12 protein-coding genes are annotated in these 15,794 nt (G+C 65.5%); 2 read left to right on the forward strand and 10 right to left on the reverse strand.

Features of this window, described 5'->3' with window-relative positions:
• Window positions 1-39: 39 nt before the first annotated feature.
• From ABS88_RS03265 to ABS88_RS03290, 6 genes are all read right to left on the reverse strand, one after another.
• Entirely contained in the window at window positions 40-1,548 is a 1,509-nt protein-coding gene (locus tag ABS88_RS03265; RefSeq protein WP_067106852.1) for a CoA-acylating methylmalonate-semialdehyde dehydrogenase, read from the reverse strand.
• A gap of 9 nt (window positions 1,549-1,557) precedes the next feature.
• Window positions 1,558-2,349: a 5-deoxy-glucuronate isomerase gene (gene iolB, locus ABS88_RS03270; RefSeq protein ID WP_199775039.1), complete on the reverse strand. Its 792-nt coding sequence runs from the start codon at window positions 2,347-2,349 to the stop codon at window positions 1,558-1,560.
• Entirely contained in the window at window positions 2,349-3,242 is an 894-nt protein-coding gene (iolE, locus tag ABS88_RS03275) for a myo-inosose-2 dehydratase (protein WP_104960237.1), read from the reverse strand. Before iolE ends, iolB begins: the two co-directional genes overlap by 1 nt.
• Window positions 3,239-5,074 carry a 3D-(3,5/4)-trihydroxycyclohexane-1,2-dione acylhydrolase (decyclizing) gene (gene iolD, locus ABS88_RS03280; protein WP_104960236.1) on the reverse strand — a complete coding sequence of 612 codons (1,836 nt, stop codon included), beginning with the start codon at window positions 5,072-5,074 and terminating at the stop codon, window positions 3,239-3,241. Before iolD ends, iolE begins: the two co-directional genes overlap by 4 nt.
• The gene (locus ABS88_RS03285) at window positions 5,071-7,011 is read right to left on the reverse strand and encodes a bifunctional 5-dehydro-2-deoxygluconokinase/5-dehydro-2-deoxyphosphogluconate aldolase (protein WP_104960235.1); all 1,941 of its coding nucleotides are present in this window, start codon (window positions 7,009-7,011) and stop codon (window positions 5,071-5,073) included. Before ABS88_RS03285 ends, iolD begins: the two co-directional genes overlap by 4 nt.
• A gap of 94 nt (window positions 7,012-7,105) precedes the next feature.
• Window positions 7,106-7,978 carry a MurR/RpiR family transcriptional regulator gene (locus ABS88_RS03290; protein ID WP_199775038.1) on the reverse strand — a complete coding sequence of 291 codons (873 nt, stop codon included), beginning with the start codon at window positions 7,976-7,978 and terminating at the stop codon, window positions 7,106-7,108.
• 147 nt (window positions 7,979-8,125) lie between these two features.
• Here ABS88_RS03290 and iolG point away from each other — a divergent pair, with 147 nt between their 5' ends.
• Window positions 8,126-9,109 carry an inositol 2-dehydrogenase gene (gene iolG / locus ABS88_RS03295; RefSeq protein ID WP_104960234.1) on the forward strand — a complete coding sequence of 328 codons (984 nt, stop codon included), beginning with the start codon at window positions 8,126-8,128 and terminating at the stop codon, window positions 9,107-9,109.
• 291 nt (window positions 9,110-9,400) lie between these two features.
• On the opposite strand, the gene ABS88_RS03300 is transcribed toward iolG, so the two are convergent.
• From ABS88_RS03300 to ABS88_RS03315, 4 genes are all read right to left on the reverse strand, one after another.
• Window positions 9,401-11,887 (reverse strand): TonB-dependent receptor, encoded by a 2,487-nt coding sequence (locus ABS88_RS03300; RefSeq protein ID WP_158682367.1) that lies wholly within the window; start codon window positions 11,885-11,887, stop codon window positions 9,401-9,403.
• A gap of 224 nt (window positions 11,888-12,111) precedes the next feature.
• Window positions 12,112-13,404: a sensor histidine kinase gene (locus ABS88_RS03305; RefSeq protein WP_199775037.1), complete on the reverse strand. Its 1,293-nt coding sequence runs from the start codon at window positions 13,402-13,404 to the stop codon at window positions 12,112-12,114.
• A 41-nt stretch (window positions 13,405-13,445) separates the two neighbouring features.
• The gene (locus tag ABS88_RS03310; protein WP_067106828.1) at window positions 13,446-14,111 is read right to left on the reverse strand and encodes a response regulator transcription factor; all 666 of its coding nucleotides are present in this window, start codon (window positions 14,109-14,111) and stop codon (window positions 13,446-13,448) included.
• Window positions 14,111-14,425 carry a PepSY domain-containing protein gene (locus ABS88_RS03315; protein ID WP_067106825.1) on the reverse strand — a complete coding sequence of 105 codons (315 nt, stop codon included), beginning with the start codon at window positions 14,423-14,425 and terminating at the stop codon, window positions 14,111-14,113. The genes ABS88_RS03310 and ABS88_RS03315 overlap by 1 nt, the downstream gene beginning before the upstream one ends.
• 136 nt (window positions 14,426-14,561) lie before the next feature.
• Here ABS88_RS03315 and ABS88_RS03320 point away from each other — a divergent pair, with 136 nt between their 5' ends.
• Window positions 14,562-15,791: a histidine-type phosphatase gene (locus ABS88_RS03320; protein ID WP_286749057.1), complete on the forward strand. Its 1,230-nt coding sequence runs from the start codon at window positions 14,562-14,564 to the stop codon at window positions 15,789-15,791.
• Window positions 15,792-15,794 lie beyond the last annotated feature (3 nt).

Consider the following 15,794-nt stretch of genomic DNA (forward strand, 5'->3'; position numbering starts at 1 on the left):
TCATTTTATATAAGAATGGAAGATTTGTTTCGTTTTTGCTCAGGAGGTGGGAATGAGAAAGGCGTTGTCCCCTTCGCCGCCATCGGGCCAGCGCTGGGTTACCGTCTTGACCTTCGTCCAGAAGCGCACGCCCTCCATCCCATATTGATTGGTGTCGCCGAAACCCGAGCGCTTCCAGCCGCCGAAGCTATGATAGGCGACCGGCACCGGGATCGGCACGTTGATGCCGACCATGCCGACATTGACGCGCTGCGCGAATTCGCGCGCGGCGTGACCATTGCGCGTGAAGATCGACACGCCATTGCCATATTGGTGTGCGCTCGGCAGGCGCAAAGCGGTCTCGAAATCGGGGGCTCGGACGATCTGCAGCACCGGGCCGAAGATTTCCTCGCGATAGGCGCGCATGGCAGTCGTCACGCGGTCGAACAGCGTTGGGCCGACGAAGAATCCGTGCTCATGTCCCTGCAGGACCAGACCGCGGCCATCGACGACCAGTTCGGCGCCTTCATCGACCCCGGTCTGGATCCAGTCCTCGATACGCGCCTTGTGCGCGGCGTTGACGACCGGGCCATAATGCGCATCGGGATCGGTCGACACGCCGACCTTGAGCGCGGCCATCGCCGGGATCAGTCGCTCGCGAAGCGCGTCGGCGGTCGCGTCGCCGACCGGCACCACGACGGGCAGCGCCATGCAGCGCTCGCCCGCCGAACCGAAGGCGGCGCCGCACAGATCGTGCACCACCTGGTCGAGGTCGGCGTCGGGCATGACGATGCCGTGATTCTTGGCGCCACCCATCGCCTGCACACGCTTGCCGGCAGCGGCACCGCGCCCATAGACATAGTGCGCAATGTCGGAGGATCCCACGAAGCTGACCGCCGAAATCGCCGGATGATCCAGGATTGCGTCGACCATTTCCTTGTCGCCGTGGACGACCTGGAGGATGCCTTCGGGCAGCCCGGCCTCAAGCATCAGTTCGGCGAGGCGCACCGGCACCGACGGGTCGCGTTCGCTGGGCTTGAGGATGAAGGCGTTGCCTGCCGCGATCGCGGGGCCGAACATCCACATCGGGATCATCGCGGGAAAGTTGAATGGCGTGATACCCGCGACCACGCCGAGGGGCTGACGCATGGCATAGACGTCGATTCCCGGTCCGGCACCCTGCGTATATTCGCCCTTCATCGCATGCGGGATGCCGCACGAAAATTCGATCACTTCCAGCCCGCGCAGAACGTCGCCGCGCGCGTCGGCGACGACCTTGCCATGCTCGCTCGCCAGCAGTTCCGCGAGATCCTGCATGTTCGCCTCGAGCAGTTCGCGGAAACGGAACAGGACGCGCGCGCGGCGCTGCGGATTGGTCGCCGCCCAACCGGGCTGCGCCGCGGCGGCCGCGACGACCGCGCGGTCGAGATCGGCGGCGGTGGAGAAAGCGACGCGTGCCTGGACCTGTCCGGTGCTCGGGTTGAACACATCACCGGCGCGTCCGTTTTCCGGGCGCACGGAACCGCCGCCGGCGGCATCGCCGGCGATGAAGGGGTCAATCTGTCTCATCGCTCTTCCTTACTGGCGCACGATCCACTCGTGCGCGGGGTCGTTGCGGAACACCCAGTTGCGCCGGGGCCCCGCCATCACGTTCAGATAATAAAGATCATAGCCATGCGGCGCGCCGACCGGATGATAGCCGCGCGGCACCATCACGACATCGCCGTCCTCGACCGCCATCGTCTCGTCGATGTCGCGCTCGTCGGTATAGACCCGCTGGAAGGCAAAGCCCTGCGATGGCGAGAGGCGGTGGTAATAGGTCTCCTCAAGGAAAGTCTCCTCGGGGTAGGCGTCGCGGTCGTGCTTGTGCGGCGGGTAGCTCGACCAGTGCCCCCCGGGCGTGATCACCTCGACGACAAGCAGGCTTTCGGCGGCATCGGCATCGGACAGGATGTTCCGGACATGCCGCTTGTTCGTGCCTTGGCCGCGTACCTCGACCGCATCGGAGCGAATCAGGCGCACCGCGCCCGCCCCGGTTCCCGGCGCCGTGCAGATCGCGATTTCCGCATCGGACACGGCTTCGATCCTGTAGCGATGGCCCGCGGGCACGTAGACCGAGGTCGCCGCGCCGTCGAACACCGTCTGGCGACCGCCGATATTCTCGAAGCTCTCGCCTCCCGCCATGATCGAGACGGTCCCCGTAAGCACGACCACACACGCCTCGCGGCCGTCTTCGACGCGATTGTAGCTTGCCCCCGCCGCAAGGCGGACCACGCGAAAGCCGACATATTTCCAACCCGCGCTTTCGGGCGTGATGTCGAGCACCGTGCCGTCGCCCGCGGGCGAATGGGGATGGACGAGAAGCGACATCAGACCAGCGCCTCCTCACGCGCCAGCCGCTTCAGCGTGTCGAGGCCGAGCTGGCTATATTCGCGGGGGTTGGCGATCGCCGGATCCTGTTCGGCCTCGATCACGATCCAGCCCGAATAGTGCATGTCGGCAAGCGCACGCATAAACGGTGCATAGTCGTAATCGCCGTCGCCGGGTGCGGTGAACATGCCGCCGACGACACCGTTGAGGAAGCTGGTGCCGCTCGCGCGGAATTCGTCATATTTGGCGGTGCGGACGTCCTTGCAATGGACGTGCGCGACGCGCTCCGGGCGCGCCTTGATCACGTCGACGGGCTCGATCCCGCCGAACAGCGCATGCCCCGTGTCGAGCACCAGACCGACATGGTCGCCGGTCGCGTCGAAGAAGCGTTCGAGTTCATCCTTCGTCTCGACGACCGTGCCGAGATGATGGTGATAGGCGAAGCGCAGCCCGCGATCGTTGATGAAGCGCGCGACAGTATCCAGCCGCTCGCCGAACTGCTTCCAGTCGGCGGCGGGAAGCACCGGATGCGTATCGAGCCGGCTGCCGTAGCGGTCGCAATGCACCGCGTTCGACGTTTCCGCGAGGATGAAGACGCTCGAATCCATATATTCGAGCAAGGCAAGATGCTTCGACAGCGCCTCGATTTCGGCATCGGCATCGCGCACGAGCAGGTTCGACGAATACCAGCCGCCGACGATGTCGAGGCCGTAGTTCGCCATGATCGGCGCAAGCAACTCCGGATCGCGCGGGAACTTGTTCCCGAGTTCGACCCCGTCGAAGCCGATGTCGCGGACATCGGCGAGCAGTTCGTCGAGCGTCGTGTCGCCGCCCAGTTCGCGCATGTCGTCGTTGCACCAGGCGATCGGGCTCACGCCCCAGCGGATCGTCATGTCCTGCCTCCGTCGATTCGATTTTCATAGTCGCGGCGCGCGGCCTGCACTTCGGCGCGCGCCGACACTTCGGGGACCGCGACGTCCCACCAATGGCCGCCCGCCTCGGTGGTGATCGCGGGATCGGTGTCGATGACGATCACATAGCTTTTCGGCGATTGCTTCGCACGAACGAGCGCGGCTTCGAGTTCGGCGATGCCGCCGACCTTCTCCGCAGCGGCGCCGAGACTGCGGGCGTGGGCCGCAAAGTCTATGTCAGGCAGGATTTCGTGCGCCGCATCAGCGAGCAGATTGTTGAACGGGCGCCCGCCCGTCCCCTGCTGCAGTCGGTTGATGCAGCCATAGCCACGATTGTCGAGCAGGATGACGGTGATCTTGCGCCCGAGCATCACCGAGGTCGCCAGCTCCGAATTGAGCATCAGATAGCTGCCGTCGCCGACCATCACATAAACGTCACGCGCCGGATCGGCCATCTTGACCCCTAGTCCGCCCGCGACCTCATAGCCCATGCACGAGAAGCCATATTCGACATGATAGCCGCCGGGGCGGTGGGTCCGCCAAAGTTTGTGGAGTTCGCCGGGCAGACCGCCCGCAGCGCAGACGACGGTCGCGTCGTCCCCCGCCTGCCGCCACACCGCGCCGATCACCTGCGCGTCGGAGGGAAGCGCATTGACTGGCGCTGTCGCGGCGTCCCAGGCGGCGTTCCATTCAGCGACCGCGGCGCGGTTCGCGGCGCGCCACCTATCATCGACCTGCCAGTCGGCCAGCGCCTCCGCCAAGGCTTCGAGTGTCTCACGCGCATCGCCGACGACCGCTTCGGCGCCCTGCTTGATCGCATCGAGCGCCGCCATGTTGATCTGGACCAACCGCTTGCCCGCGAAAAGCGTGCGCGACCCGGTGGTGAAATCCTGCAGCCGGGTTCCGACCCCGACGATCAGGTCGGCGGCTTCGGCGGCGGCGTTCGCCGCGCTCGTCCCGGTCACGCCGATACTGCCAAGCGCCTGTGGATGATCCCAGACGAGCGCGCCCTTCCCCGCCTGCGTCTCGGCGACCGGGATACCGGTCCGTGCGGCGAGGTCGGCGAGGACTCTTTCGGCCTCCGAATAGAGGATACCGCCGCCCGCGATGATCAACGGCGTTTTCGCGGTGCGGATCGCTTCGACGAGATTATTCAGTTCTGCACGGTCGGGACGCGGCCGGCGTGAACGCCATATTCGCGGGGCGAAGAAGCTCTCGGGATAATCATAGGCCTCGGCCTGCACATCCTGACAGAGCGCGAGGGTCACCGGCCCGCAGAGCGCCGGGTCGGTCAGCACCGCCATCGCGCGCGGCAGCGCATCGATGATCTGTTCGGGCCGCGTGATGCGGTCGAAATAGCGCGACACCGGACGGAAACAGTCGTTGGCGCTCACCGCCCCGTCGGCGAAATCCTCGATCTGCTGAAGCACCGGGTCGGGACGGCGGCTCGCGTAGACGTCGCCCGGCAGGAAAAGCACCGGCAACCGGTTGACGTGCGCGAGCGCCGCCGCGGTCACCATGTTCGTCGCGCCGGGACCGATCGAGGTCGTGCACGCCATCGCGCGGCGGCGGCGGCTCGCCTTGGCAAAGGCGATCGCGGCATGCGCCATGCCCTGCTCGTTATGCGCACGATACGTCGGAAGCGCGTCTTCCATCCCGGCGAGCGCTTCGCCCATCCCCGCGACATTGCCATGGCCGAAGATCGCCCACATGCCGGCGAAATAGGGCAATTCGACGCCGTCCACCTCGACCCGCTGCATCGCAAGCCAGCGCGTCAGCGCCTGCGCCATCGTCAATCGTACATGCCCGCTCATGCCGCCACCCTAGCACGGCGCGCCGCGCGCCAGCCATCGGCGAGAACGCGCAGATTTTCACCGAGCGCGGTCATGGCGGCCTCGTCGTCGATCGCTCCCGTCAGCCATTGCTGCGCGACATCGTGAAAGATGGTGCGCCCCACCGCGAAGCCCTTGACCAGCGAAAAAGGCGCCGCCGCGACGATGCCCGCGAGCACTTCGTCCCGCGGCGCCGACAGGCCGAGCAGGACGATGCCGCGGCAGAGCGGATCGTGGCGCAATATCGCCGCCTCGCTCGCGGCCCAGGCGGCAGCATCGGTCGTCGGTTCGAGCTTCCACCAATCGGGATAGATGCCGAGCGAATAGACATGATCGATCACCGAGGCGATCGTGCCGCTGTCGACCGGACCGTGCTTCGACGCGATGATTTCAAGCAGAAATTCGTGGCGTGTGCGACGGCAGGCATCGAAGAGGCGCAGCAACTGCCGATCCTGCCGTGCGCGCATTTCGGCATCATCGTCCGGATGATAGAAAACGAGGCATTTGACGACGTGGTTCGTCGGCCAGTCGCGCAGCGTCATGCCGACGTCAGGCGATCCTTCGAAGAGCAGCGGGCGCGATCCGGGCACCTCGATCGGCCGCCCGATCCAATAGGGATGATCGGCCGCCGCCTCCAGCGCGCGTGCGCCGAAGCGGCCGTCGAGCAGAACGCCGTAATTGGGGTCGCCAGCCCCCATCCGATGAAGCGCCTCGAGCGCGAGATTCTTGAAATGATGGATCCGCGCCTCGTCGCTTTCGCCGAGCTCGGCGAGCAGGTCGTCGAACTGGCTGCGGTGATCGATCGCGAGCACGGTCAGTTCGTCGCGCTCGCCGTGGCGGTTGGTCGACCAGTGCAGTTGTTCGAGCTCGGCGCTCTCGCGCAGGCGGTGCGGCCATTGCCCACCGAGAAAATGCCGAAGCTCGTCCCAGGACGCCATCGCCGGGGCGCAGCCGTGCCGCGACACGACGAGCGCACCGCACGCATTGGCGATTTCACAGCATTTTTCGAGCGGCATGTCTTTGAGCCAGCCGCGCAGGAAACCCGCCATAAAGGCATCCCCCGCGCCGAGCACGTTGAACACCTCGATCGGAAAGCCGCGACCGACGATTCCGGCATCGAGCGACGCGGGAACGGCATCGGGAAAGGCGACGCATCCCTGTGCGCCGCGCTTGCAGACCAGCAGCGCGGAACTGTTCGCGCGGATCGCACGGAGCGCCGCGAGCGTGTCGGTCGAGCCGCCAAGGATATGGATTTCCTCTTCGGTGCCGACGATCAGGTCACAGAGCGGCAGGACACGCTGCAACGCTTCGGTGACGCCCTGGTCGGCGACAAAGCGATCCTCGCCATTGTCCTTGCCGGCAAGCCCCCAGAGCACCGGGCGGTAATCGATGTCGAAGACGACGCGCCCCCCGGCGGCCTTCATCACCGTCACGGCCTTGATGCTCGCATCGAACACGCCCGGCTGCGACAGATGGGTGCCGTTGATCAGCAGCGCATCCGCCGAAGCGACGAAGTCGGGATCGATGTCGCCGGCGCAAAGCGCCATGTCGGCACAATTTTCACGGTAGAAGATCAGCGGAAAGGTGTCGGGATCGCGAATGCCGAGGATCGCAAGCGCGGTCAGCCGGTCGGGGTCGGTGCGGACGCCGTCCGTCACCACGCCCTCGCGGTTCAACTCCTCGACGATGAAGCGGCCGAAATGATCCGCGCCGACGCGGGTGATCAGCCCGGCGCGAAGACCGAGGCGCGCCGCGCCGACCGCGGTATTGGTGGGACTGCCGCCGATATATTTGGCGAAGCTCGCCATATCTTCGAGCCGCCCGCCGATCTGCTCGCCGTAAAGGTCGATCCCCGCGCGCCCCAGCGTGACGACGTCCAGCCGGTCCTCTCCGCCCCGTTCCTGCCCTTGTTGCGCCATCGTTTTCGAGACCATCCTTCCTTGGCCTGAAACGCTTATTCCACTTTTAGAATGTTTGCAACATATGTTTCACACGGCGCCAGAAATGAAATGGCTATGCCGAGCCGTCCTCGCGTGCCTTGCCGTCGGCGCGTGTCGCCTCGAAGGCAAAATTGATGACGAGCGCCTGCGCGAGACACATCGACGCGGACAGCGAACGGAATTTCCGTACCTCTGCCTCACGAATCTGAAGAACCTGCTCTGCGGGCTTGGCGACCGGGCTTACCAGGCTGTCGCTGATCGCGAGAACGCGGCCGCCGCTCGCCCGGGCGGCATTGACGACGGCGATCGTCTCTTCCGAATAGGGGTGAAAGCTGATCGCGATCAGCAGGTCGTCGGGACCCATCGCATGCACCTGCTGAAGCCCGAGACCTCCGACTCCGTCGATGAACACCGCGCGCTTGCCCGCCTGGAGCAGCGAATAGGCGATATAGGAGGCGACGGGGAAGGAGCGGCGAAAGCCCGCGACATGCACGGTATCGGCCGCCATCAGCAAATCGACCGCCGCGCGCATGTCGGCGCCGCTGACCGTCTGCAACAGATTCTGGATCGCGAGACTGTTGCCCTCGACAAATTCGGAGAGAAGGTTCGCGGGCTCGATATCGCTGGCGCTGGTTGCCTGATCGAGCTGGCGGACGCGCTCCGAATAACCGAGCGCGGCGTTGTTGCTGAGCAGACCGTCGCGGAACAGTCGTTGCATCTGGCTCGCGCCCTCGAACCCGAAGCTCTTGGCAAAGCGCACGATCGCCGAGGGCTGGACGCCGCAACGGTCGGCGATCACCGCAAGCGTTTCGAGCGCAATGTCGTTGGGTTCGTCGAGGATATAGCGCGCGATCTGCTTGAGCCGCTTGCTCAGCGTCTCGTAACGGCTCACGATCTCGGCGCGCAGTTCCTCCGCCGAGGCGGGGGCAGTCGGGACGTCGGTCAAATATATTCTCCCCCATTCATCCGGAAAAACGGAATATCTGTTCAAAACTTGTAACGCAACTGTCGCCCTGCGGCCCGTTCCACGCTATGGAATATGTATTCCATATCATATAGACATGGAATATGGTTTCAACCGGAAGAGGATAGAATGCACGACATCGCACTGATCGGCGCCGGCAGGATCGGCAAAATCCACGCGGCGAACCTGACCGCCAACCCACGCCTGCGGCTGACGCGGGTTGTCGATCCCTTTCCCGAGGCAGCGGCGGCGATCGCGGCGCAATATGACGCTCGCGTCTCGACAATCGAGGAAGCGCTGGCCGATCCGGCGGTTGCGGGGGTCGTCGTCGCGAGTTCGACCGACACCCATCTTCCCTACAGCCTCGCCGCTGCCGAGGCCGGCAAGGCGATCTTCTGCGAAAAGCCGCTCGATCAGGATCTGGCCGCCGCGCGCGAATCGGCGGCGCGGTTCGCGGCGCTGGACGCGCGGTTGTTCCTGGCATTCAACCGCCGCTTCGACCCGAACTTCTCGGCATTGCAGGCGCGGCTTTCTGCCGGCGCGGTCGGCACGCTCGAAACGCTGCACATCATCAGCCACGACCCCGCACCGCCGCCGGTCGATTATGTCAAAGTGTCGGGCGGTATCTTCAAGGACATGGTCATTCACGATTTCGACATGGCGCGCTGGCTGCTCGGCGAGGACGTGACGGAAGTCTTTGCCAGCGCGTCCGTGCTCGTCGATCCCGCGATCGGCGAGGCGGGCGATGCCGATACCGCGAAGACGATCCTGCGCACGGCGTCGGGCCGGCTCTGCATGATCTCGTCGAGCCGCCGTAGCGGCTATGGCTATGACCAGCGGATCGAGGCCTTCGGATCGAAGGGCATGATCCGGGCGCAGAACCAGCTCGAAACGACGGTCGAGACGTGGGGCGAAGAGGGCGCCGCCGCCGACCGCTTCCAGAATTTCTTCCTCGATCGCTACGCGGTCGCCTACGCGCGTGAAACCGATCATTTCGCCGACATCCTCGACGGCGCCGTACCGCTCGTCGATTTTCGCGACGGCGTCGCGGCGCTGGCGCTGGCCGAAGCGGCGGCGCAGTCGGCGCGGACGGGGGAACGGGTACTGTTATAGTTCGCTGGCAGGCAGCAATCGATCCACAGCTGCCCGTCAAAGCGCTTCGAACGGGATTCGCACAGAGGCGCGGAGATCTCAAAGGGGTATGGAACTCACCCCTTTGAGATCTCCGCCCGGGTTTCGCCGGAAGGCGCCATTGTCTCCCCTCCCGCAGGCGGGAGGGGAGACCGGTGCATCGCTCAGACGACCGTTTCCCACTCCAAAGCCCGCGTCACCGAAATATGCGAAGCCGCTCAAAAGAAAGGGGCCGGGTTTCCCCGGCCCCAGGTCCAGTGCTCCCTGCAGGGATCAGAATTTGAACTGGACGCCCGTCTTGACCGAGTAGCCGTAGCGTTCGACTTCGTCGGTCCGCGACGAAATGCCCTGGAAGACGCGATAGGGTTCGTCGTTGAGGTTCGATCCTTCGAGGAAGATCGTCACATTCTTGACGATGTCGTAGCCGATGCGCGCGTCCCACTGGTTGAACGAGCCGACATACAGATCGGTGTCGGTATCCTCGCCGGGTTCGAGCAGATAGGCCGAGCGGTGGGTATAGGCGATGCGCGCCGACAGCCCGCCCTTCTCATAGGAGAGGAAGGCCGATGCCACCCGGTTCGACTGGCTGGCGAGCGGCAGCCGCTCGTTACCGCGGCCCGGGATACCCTTCGCGCGCGATTTCACGAAGGTGATGCTGCCGCCGATGCTGAAGCCGTCGAGCGGCGCGGGCAGGAAGCTGAGCTCGGTCTGGGCGTTGATCTCGACCCCCTTCACGAACGCGCTGTCGGCATTGACCGGCATCGTCACCTGCGCATCGACGAGCGCCTGTCCGGCAAAGGTGCCGCTCTGCTCGGTGGTCGCCGAATAGATCGGATTCTGGATCGTCTTGTAGAAGCCGGCGATGCTGACGATGCCCTTGCGCCCGATATAATATTCGCCCGCGAGGTCGTAGTTGGTCGAGGTAAGCGGCTTCAGGTTCGGATTGCCCATCGAGACTTCATTGTCGCTGGTGTTGACGACCGTCGTCGGCGCGAGCTGTTCATAGTTCGCCCGCCCGATCGCGCGCGTCACCGCGGCACGCAGGACGAGCGACGGCGTCGCATTCCAGCGCAGGTTGAGACCCGGGAAGAAATCGGTGTAGCTCTGCGACCCGAAGCTATCGTAATCCTTGCCGAGGTCAGCGACGGTCGTCGTGTCGAGAATGTCCTTCGCCGCATAATTGCTCTTCGTCCTTTCCATGCGGACGCCGGGGATCGCGGTAAAGGTGCCGAACTTCAGCGTCGCCATCGCATAGGCGGCGAAAATCTTTTCGCGGATCAGATAGTCGCCGGCAAGGCTATCGCCGACGGTGCCTTCCTCATCCAGCTCAAACCCGGCAAGGTTCGACTGGAAAAAGCTGTCGGCGCTCGGACGGCTGATCGTTGCGCCGAACGGATAGCGACCCTTGAAGATGCTGTCGATCGGCGCGCCCTCAACCTGGTCGAGCGTGAAGTCGTCGTCATAGCCGCCATAAATGACTGATTCTTCGTCGTTGGTCTTGCGCCGCTGCGTATATTTGGTGCCGATCTGAATCGTGCTGTCGTCGCCGATGCCGATCGGGGTGCGGAAATCGGCGCGCGCCTGATAAAGATCCTCGCGCGCGCGGCGATGTTCATAGCTTGTTTCGTCGAATTTATACTGGGTCGGGTCGAACGCCGGCGGATCGGATTGATAGAGCGGGATCGATCCCGACAGGTCGTACGACCCGGTCATCTTCTTGGCCGCGAAGATGATCTCGTCGCGATGCGGGTCGCGCTTGTTGGCCTGGGTATAGCTGCCCTCGACGCGCAGCCAACTCGGGCCGAGATCGAATTCACCGCCGAACGACGAGGTGAATGTGTCCGAATTTTCCTCGCGCGAGCGCAGAGCACGCTTGGCCTTGGCGGCGGCGAAATCGCCGCTGGTCGCGGTTTGGTTGGTGATCTCGTCCTCGTCGAGGTCGACCTGGAAGCCCGGACGCGATTCCTTGTCCTTATATTTGGAATAGAGGAAGCGCGCGAAGACCTTCACCTCGTCGGTCGGGCGCCAGTCGAAATTGGCGACCGCGCCATAGCGCTGACGGCGGGTGTGATAGTCGCGCAGAGTCTGGCGCAGCGGCACGAATTCACCGCCCACCTCCTCCCATTTGCCGCCTGACTGGATGTTCTGCGCCTCGAACTCGCGGTTCGAATAGTTGAGCGCGAAGACGAAGCCGAACTGACGGTCGGGGCCGAAGCGCGACCCGATCGATGCGTCGAACTCATAGGGATGCTTGCCGTTCAGATCATATTTGCCATAGGCGGCGCGCAGGCTGCCGAAGGTGCCCGGCCGGTCGAAAGCGGTCACGGTTTCGATATTGGCGGCGCCCGCGATCGCATTGGCGTCCATGTCGGGGGTCAGCGTCTTCGACACCGTCACTGCGCCGATCAGCGCCGACGGGATGTCGTCGAGCTTCACCTGACGCGAGTCGGGTTCGGGAGCGGCGGCGGTCTGACCGTTCAAGGTCACGTTGAGCAGGTCGGGCGACACGCCGCGGACGGTCAGATAGCGCCCTTCGCCCATGTCGTTCGCGACGCTGAGGCCCGGCAGGCGGCGCAGCGTTTCGGCGACATTCTGGTCGGGCAACCGTCCGACGTCGTCGGCGCGGACTTCGTCGACCTGCGTGTCGGTGTTTCGCTTCGTTTCTAGCGCCGCGCGGTCGGCGGCGCGTCGGCCGGTGACGACGATCGCATCGCCCTGCTCCGCCGCATCCGACGCATCCTGGGCCCAGGCACTCGCCATCGGAACCACCAGACATGTCGTGATCAAAAGCGCCCGTCCGAACCGCCGTGTCATTATGGACTCTCCTCCCCCGGCACGGCTCCCTGCCGCGCTCGTTCGGGCAGCATAATGGCACAATTATTCTATATTGCAAGACAAATAGAATATATCTTGCACAATAGCTTGCGGAGACGCGCGGCAACGGGCGGCGCGGCGCGCGATCTGACACCGGGCTGACGGAAGGATCAGGCGGATAGCGCCCAGCCGACGCGGACTTCAAGCCCGCCGAGCGGCGAGCGCGAGAGAGACAGGTCGCCGCCCGACGCCTCGGCCAGTTCGCGCGCGATGGCGAGGCCGAGCCCGTGGCCTTCGTCGCCCGAATCGAGGCGCGCGCCGCGCAGGATCGCTTCCTCGCGCTGCGCATCATCAAGACCGGGTCCGTCGTCGCCGACGACCAGCATCCGCCGCTCGCCGGTCGCTTCGACCGCGACACGGACGAGGCGGCGCGCATGGCGCGCGGCATTCTCAAGCAGGGGGCCGAGCAGTTCGGCGGCATCGTCGCTCGCGAGCGGCAACGTCGCGCTTTCGTCACAGGCCAGCGAAAAAGCCACGCGCTCGCCTGCCTCGGTCTGCTCGATCACCGCGACGAGCCGCTCGATCAGCGGCAGCGCGATCGTGCTGCGCCCTTCGGGAACGAGGCTGATCCGCGTCCGCGCCAGTTCGCCGCCGATCGCCGCGCGCATCGCCGCGATCGACGAATCGAGACCATCGGCCATCGCCGTCGCTCCGCTCTCGCGCACCCTTGCACTTTGCGCGGCAAGCGCGGCAAGCGGCGTCTTGAGTCCGTGCGCAAGGTCGGCGGCGCGGCGGCGGGCGCGCACCAGATCGGCTTCGCGCGCGTCGGCCAGTGCATCGATCGATTCGGTGAGCGGCGCCAGCTCACGGGGATAGGCGCCGCCCAGACGCGCCCCGGCATCGCGACGCAGCCGCTCGACCTCCTGTCCGACGCGCCGCAGCGGGCGGAGGCCCAGCCCAACCTGCGCCCAGGCCGCAAGCGCGAGGACGGTCCACAGCAATGCGAGGAACAGCGCCATCTCGCGCCCGAACTCGCGCTGCGCCGGAGCCAGCTTGGCGAGGTCGTAGCCGAGCTGAACGATCACCGGCGATTCCCGCGATTGCAGGCGAATCGCGCGTTCCATCAACAGCAGCTGCTGGCCAAAGGGGCCGTCAGCGCGGCGAGTCCGCCACCGGTCGGCGGGCGCCGACACGGTGGTCGGCAGATGACTGTCCCAAAGCGAAATCGAGCGGATCGCGCCGGCAGCGGTCGACGCCTGCCAGTAGAGACCACCGGCTGGAACCGCGAAGCGCGGATCGGCGGGCTCGGACCCCGCAACCGGCACACCATGGGCCAATTGCAGATCGGCGAGGAGCGGCCGCACCTGAACCAGCAGTTCGTCCTCGACGCGCCGCTCGACATGGCCATTGAACAGCCAGGTCATCGCGAACCAGGCGACGATCAGCGCCAGGGCGATCGCCACACCGGCCCCCGTGATCAACCGAAGCCGGAGCGAGCGTCGCGTCACGCGGCGGCGGCCGGCAGGACGTAACCGAAGCCGCGCCGGGTCTGGATGGTGTCGGCGCCGAGCTTGCGCCGCAGTCGCGCGATCAGCGCCTCGATCGCGTTGGCGTTTTCGGTATCGGCGTCGCCATAGAGATGATCGGAAAGTTCGGTTGCGGGCACCGCGCGGCCGGCATGATGGGCGAGATAGTCGAGAAGCCGATACTCAAGCGGCGAGAGCTTGACGAGCGCGCCGTCGAGCGTCGCGGTCATCCGGTGGGTATCGATGCGCAGCGGCCCCGCCTCGATCATCGGGCTCGACCGTCCGGCGGCGCGGCGGATCAGTCCGCGAACGCGCGCCACCAGTTCCTCCATCGCCCACGGCTTTGCCATATAATCGTCGGCGCCCGCCTCGATCCCGGCAACCTTGTCGGTCCATTCACCCCGCGCCGACAGGATCAGGACCGGGAAATTCCGTCCCGCCTCGCGCCAGCGCCGGACCACCGACAGCCCGTCGAGCCGCGGCAGGCCGAGGTCGACGATCGCGACGTCATAATCCTCGACATCGCCGTTGAACCACGCCTGCTGGCCGTCACCCGCAAGGTCGACGACGAATCCCGCCGCGGTCATCCCGCGGACGAGTTCGGAAGCGACGACCGGGTCGTCCTCGACCACCAATGCGCGCATCAATCATCCTCGATCTTGATCACCCGGCCGGTCCTGGCGTCGATTTCGACCTCGCGCACCCTGCCGCCGCCGGTCAGGATTTTCACCTCATATTTGAACCCGAAGGATTCGCGTTCCAGCTTGACCTTGAGCACGTCGCCCGGGACGCGCTCGGTCGCGATCGCCAGGACGCGGGTGATCGGCAGGATTTCGCCGCGCGCCAGCGCGGCGCTCGCCGCGCGTTGGTCGGCCTTGTCATCCTTGTCCTTTGCGGAGATCGCGACGGGGACGGTGAGAGCGGTCACAGCGACCGCAAGGAGAAGTGTCTTTTTCATACGCCCTTCCTGCCACAAGGCCGCTGATAGGAAGCTGACATCACCGACCGCACGGGCGGATCGGCAAATGGCATTGATGAAATAAATTTTCCTATTTATATAGTGTCGATAAATTTATTCCACAATGGAGAGGCCCGTGAAGCGCATCCTGCTGTTATCCACCGCACTGCTGGCGGCCTGCGCCGCGCCCGGGCCGGGCGCCGATACGCCACCCGCCAGCCAGCCATCGCTGAAGCTGGAGAAGGTCGTAATGCTGATGCGGCACGGCATCCGTCCGCCGACGAAGCCCGCCGTCGTCCCGCCGGGCTATTCGTCCGAGACATGGTCCGGCTGGCCCGTCGATTTCGGCCTGCTGACGCCGCGCGGCGCGGCGGGTGTCAAGCTTCTCGGCGAAAGCGACCGCGCCTATTTCGGCGCCCGCGGCCTGTTCCCCGGCGGATGCCCCGCGCCCGGCACGATCGCCCTGAAGGCGAGTTACAAGGAGCGCACGATCGAAACGGCGCGAAGCTGGGCGGCGGGCTTCATGCCCGGCTGCGCCGCGGCGATATCCCACCCCGCCGGTTCCGACGACGACGCGATCTTTCACGGTCTCGACAGCGGCCCGGCGTCGTTCGACGGGAATCGCGCCTATGACGCGGCGCTGGCGCAAGCGCCCGAAGGCGGACTCGCCGCCGAGACCGAACGCCACCGCGGCGAACTGACGCTGCTCGCGAAAGTGCTGAATTGCGCGGTGCCGGCCTGTCAGCTCATCGCCGAACCCAGCCGGCTGGTCGCGCAGCCGCACGATCGCCCCGATCTCGAAGGCCCGCTCGCCGTCGCATCGACGGCCAGCCAGACGCTGCTGCTCGAATATCTGGAGGGCAAGCCGATGGCCGAAGTCGGCTGGGGCCGCGTGAGCCGCGCCGAGATCGAGCAATTGCTGCGCTTCCACCCGCTCAAGTTCCGTTATTCGAACCGTCCCGGCTATATCGCTGCTGCCGCTGCCGCGCCCATCGTGCACGAGATCGTCACGGCGCTCGGTGATCGGAGCCCGGCGCGGCTGACGTTGCTCGCCGGACACGACACCAACGTCGCCGACCTCGGCGGCTTCTTCGACCTGCACTGGCAGGTGCCGAGCTACCCCGCCGACGAAGTTCCACCCGGCAGCGCGCTGGGGTTCGAACTGGTCAGCACGGCCGGGGGCGACCGCTATGTCCGCGCTTTCTATCGCGCGCAGACGATGGACCAGCTGAGGAACCTCGAACCGCTGGGATCGGACGATGCCCTGTTCCGCCGCTATCTCCCCATTCCGGGGTGTGGCGATTCGGTCGCGGCGACCGCGTGCAGCTGGAGCGATTTCGCCCGGATCGCCGCGCCGCGCGGATAGGGC

The sequence above is a fragment of the Sphingopyxis sp. SCN 67-31 genome (genome assembly GCF_001725095.1).